The organism is Actinomadura sp. 7K507 (assembly GCF_004348425.1).
In the GTDB taxonomy this organism is placed as follows: Bacteria; Actinomycetota; Actinomycetes; order Streptosporangiales; family Streptosporangiaceae; genus Spirillospora.
This window is the reverse complement of the sequence record NZ_SMKK01000427.1, coordinates 1-3,674: the sequence shown is the minus strand read 5'-3', so window position 1 is coordinate 3,674 and position 3,674 is coordinate 1. Positions and strand designations below refer to the sequence as shown.

The window sequence follows — 3,674 nt, the reverse complement described above, 5'->3', positions numbered from 1 at the left end:
GGGCGGGGATGGGGGCACCGTCGTAGCCGTGCACCGTGCCGAAGCGGTCGCCCGTCATCCAGTCCTCCCGTGCCTGGGCGATCTCCTCGCCCGTCCGGCCGATGAAGTTCCACCACATGACGAGCTTCTCCTCGAACGGCTCGCCGCCGAGCAGGACGAGGCCGCTGTCGCCGTCGGCGCGAAGCGGCAGCTCGCGGCGTCCGGTCCCGAGGTAGAGCATCGACCCTGGCTCGACGCGCATGCCGTCGACCTCGGTGATGCCGGACATCGTGAGGACCGCGTACTCGAAATCGGGTTCGACCGGCAGCCGCACGTCGGCGCCGTCCTCCAGGGCGACGTCCGCGCCCATGATCGGGGTGAAGGTCGTGCCGGGTGAGGCGGCGCCGTCCAGCTCGCCCAGGATGACGGTCGCGTCGAAACCGGGCCCCCGTACGGCGGGCAGGTCGGCATGGTGCTCGAACGAGGGCTCTGTGTGCCGGTCGCCATCGGGCAGCGCCACCCACAGCTGGGCCCCGTGCAAGATCGCCGAGTGCCGGCGCGGGGACTCCTCCGAGTGGGAGATGGCCCGTCCGGAGGTCATCAGCCCCAGTTCCCTGGGCCGGACGGTCTGCAGGCTGCCCAAGCTGTCGCGGTGCAGTACCTCGCCGCCGTGCAGCCAGCTCACCGTCTGCAGCCCGATGTGCGGGTGCGGCGGTACCTGCATGCCCGGTTCGTCAGTGATGTCGTCGGGTCCGTAGTGGTCGACGAAGCACCAGGCGCCCACCATGCGCCGCCCCAGGCTCGGTAGCAGCCGCCGGACGACCGTGGATTCGCCCAAAGGCACCCGGCGCGGCGGTAGAAGCTCATGTACGGGACGTCCCGTCACGTCGTCCCGTCCACCGCACTCGACCGGCTTCGGCCGGACATCAAGATTGCTCACGACGCCACCCTTCCCCTCGACCGCATTGCCCTCAACGATGCCCGACCGGCCTGCTCCGCGAGCGTCGGGGTCACCAAACTCCCCTATCACTCCCTATATGGAGTACGTTAGGTAACGATGAAGGATAAAATGTACTCGGTCGAGGAGGTAGCCGACCATCTCGGGCTCCATGTGCGGACCGTGCGCGGCTACATCCGGACCGGCCGGCTCAAGGCCGTCCGGATCGGCAAGCAGTACCGGATCGCCCAGGCCGACCTGGAGGAGCTGACCGGGCGGGAGCGGCCCGCGCGGCCCGCGCCCGGCGGTGCCGCCGGGCGGGTGGAGGTGTCGAGCATCGTGCAGATCGACGGCATCGGCCATGCCGCGGCCGACCGGCTGAGCACGCTCGTCCTGGCCGGCGTGAACACCGGCGATCCCGCCGAGACGCTGCGCGTCCAGACCGTCCACGACCGGGAGCGCGAACGTATGAAGATCGTGATTTTGGGCGGTGCGGCCGCCACCGCCGACGTGCTGAACCTGCTCGAAGGTGTGCTCGGCGGCGACAACGGCCTGCTGGCCGGGGAGGACGACGATGACTGACGTGATGCAGGAGCGGGCCGGGGTGCAGGTCATGATGTGCGACCCGGACGGGCCGCCGGTCGCCACCGTCGAGGACGCGCTGGACCTGATCGGCGCGGCCTTCCTCGGCGCCGAGGTGGTGGCCCTGCCCGCGAGCCGGCTGGACGACGGCTTCTTCTCCCTGGGCACCCGCTTCGCGGGCGAGGTGATGCAGAAGTTCGTCAACTACCGCCTGCGACTGGCCGTCGTCGGCGACATCTCCGAACACCTGGCCGCCAGTTCGGCGCTGCGGGCGCTCGTCCGCGAGTCGAACGGGGCCGGGCACGTCTGGTTCGTCCCCGACCTGGACGCGCTCGACGCGCGGCTCCGCGCGGTCGCCTGACCGGGTGCCCGGCCTGGAATCAGGCGCGGGCGCGCGGGGTTCACGTGTACGTGATGCACGGTGAGTACAAGGTTCCGGGTGGCAAGCTCGTCGTCGCGGACGTCGATGTCGTGGACGGTCTCCTGCGCGAGCCGAGGATCAGCGGCGACTTCTTCCTGGAGCCCGACGGGGCCTTGGAGGCGATCGACGCCGCCTTGGACGGCCTGCCCGCCAAGCTCGACGCCAAGGCGATCGGCGCCCGCGTGCAGGAGGGGCTGCCGCGCGGCACGGTGATGCTCGGGATCACGGCCGAGGCCGTGGGGATCGCGGTGCGGCGGGCCCTCGGGCGGGCGTCGGACTGGCGCGACCACGACTGGCGGCTGATCCATGAGCCGCCGGAGGAACCCGCCCTGCACATGGCGCTCGACCAGGTACTCGCCGAGGAGGTCGGCGCGGGACGCCGGCCGCCGACGCTGCGGGTGTGGGAGTGGGCGTCGCCCGCGGTGGTCATCGGCAGCTTCCAGTCGCTGCGCAACGAGGTCGACGCCGGGGCGGCGGAGCGGTACGGGGTGGAGGTCGTCCGGCGCATCAGCGGGGGCGGGGCGATGTTCATCGAGCCGGGCAACACGATCACCTATTCGCTGTACGCGCCGGAGACGCTGGTCGCCGGAATGTCGTTCGCGGAGAGCTACGCGTTCCTGGACGACTGGGTCCTCGGCGCGCTCGGCGAAGTCGGGATCAGGGCCTGGTACCAGCCGCTCAACGACATCACCTCCGACCAGGGCAAGATCGCGGGAGCGGCGCAGAAGCGGCTCGCCGCCGGCGCGGTCCTGCACCACGTGACGATGGCCTACGACATCGACGCCGAGAAGATGCTGCGGGTGCTGCGGATCGGCAGGGAGAAGATCTCCGACAAGGGGATCGCCAGCGCGGTCAAGCGCGTCGACCCGCTGCGCCGCCAGACCGGGCTCCCCCGCGAGGAGATCATCGACCGGATGATCGGGCATTTCCGGAGCCGGTACGGGCTGGCCCGCGACCGGGTCACCGAGGACGAGCGGCGCCTCGCCGGCAAGTACGTGACCGACAAGTTCAGCACCCCCGAATGGACCGCCCGCGTCCCCTGACCTCAGCGTGACGGACCCGGGCCGCCGTTGCCTTCCGGTCGCCCGGCGGAACTCCGGGCGGGGTTCGCGCGTCCTTCCTCTCGCGGCAGGTCGCGAGGCCGCGCGACTGGCCGTAGGTTGGGCACATCGCGATCGGATGATGGGGAGCGTTCATGTCGATGCAGAAGGGCGCCAATACCGCGGTGCCTGTTCCGTCGGTCCGGGTCGAACTCGGTTGGCAGAGCGGTCCGGGCGTACCCGACGCCGACGCGTCGGCGCTCCTGCTGGCGGACACCGGCCGGGTGCGTTCGGACGACGACTTCGTCTTCTACAACCAGCCCGCGCACAAGTCCGGAGCCGTGCGCCACGACGGCAAGCAGCAGGGGCCGACCGTCCTGGACGTCATGTCGGCCGACCTGAACCGCGTCGAGCCCGACATCGACAAGATCGTCATCGCGGCGTCCTGCGACGGTGGGACGTTCGGCCAGTTCCAGGGCCTGTACGTGCGGGTGGTGGACGCGGCGGCCGGGACGGAGATCGCCCGGTTCGAGAGCGTGGGAGCCACCACCGAGACGGCTTTCGTGCTCGGTGAGCTGTACCGGCGCCAGGGGGCGTGGAAGTTCCGCGCGGTCGGGCAGGGCTACGACTCGGGCCTCGGCGGTCTGGCCTCCGACTACGGGATCTCGGTCGACGACCCCGGTCAGCAGGCCGCTCCGCCCGCGCCGCCGCAGCC

The 3,674-nt window shown here is 71.0% G+C and carries 5 protein-coding genes; 4 read left to right on the top strand and 1 reads right to left on the bottom strand.

Features of this window, described 5'->3' with window-relative positions:
- Positions 1-919, bottom strand: a 919-nt coding sequence (locus tag E1285_RS43860; RefSeq protein WP_132160824.1) for a pirin family protein, incomplete at its 3' end; no start/stop codon positions are given.
- A gap of 117 nt (positions 920-1,036) precedes the next feature.
- On the opposite strand from E1285_RS43860, the gene E1285_RS43855 reads away from it, so the two are divergent.
- From E1285_RS43855 to E1285_RS43840, 4 genes are all read left to right on the top strand, one after another.
- Positions 1,037-1,498: a helix-turn-helix domain-containing protein gene (locus tag E1285_RS43855; protein ID WP_207947271.1), complete on the top strand. Its 462-nt coding sequence runs from the start codon at positions 1,037-1,039 to the stop codon at positions 1,496-1,498.
- Complete coding sequence (locus E1285_RS43850) at positions 1,491-1,859, top strand: DUF4180 domain-containing protein (protein ID WP_132160823.1); 369 nt, start codon at positions 1,491-1,493, stop codon at positions 1,857-1,859. The genes E1285_RS43855 and E1285_RS43850 overlap by 8 nt, the downstream gene beginning before the upstream one ends.
- Before the next feature lie 53 nt (positions 1,860-1,912).
- Positions 1,913-2,962, top strand: a complete 1,050-nt coding sequence (locus tag E1285_RS43845) for a biotin/lipoate A/B protein ligase family protein (protein WP_132160822.1) — start codon at positions 1,913-1,915, stop codon at positions 2,960-2,962.
- A gap of 152 nt (positions 2,963-3,114) precedes the next feature.
- Positions 3,115-3,674: TerD family protein (locus E1285_RS43840; protein WP_132160821.1), on the top strand; the 560-nt coding region annotated here is incomplete at its 3' end.

Coding starts and splice junctions, on each gene's coding strand:
- E1285_RS43850 (WP_132160823.1), top strand. CDS start 1,491: ATGACTGACGTGATGCAGGAGCGGGCCGGGGTGCAGGTCATGATGTGC.
- E1285_RS43855 (WP_207947271.1), top strand. CDS start 1,037: ATGAAGGATAAAATGTACTCGGTCGAGGAGGTAGCCGACCATCTCGGG.
- E1285_RS43845 (WP_132160822.1), top strand. CDS start 1,913: ATGCACGGTGAGTACAAGGTTCCGGGTGGCAAGCTCGTCGTCGCGGAC.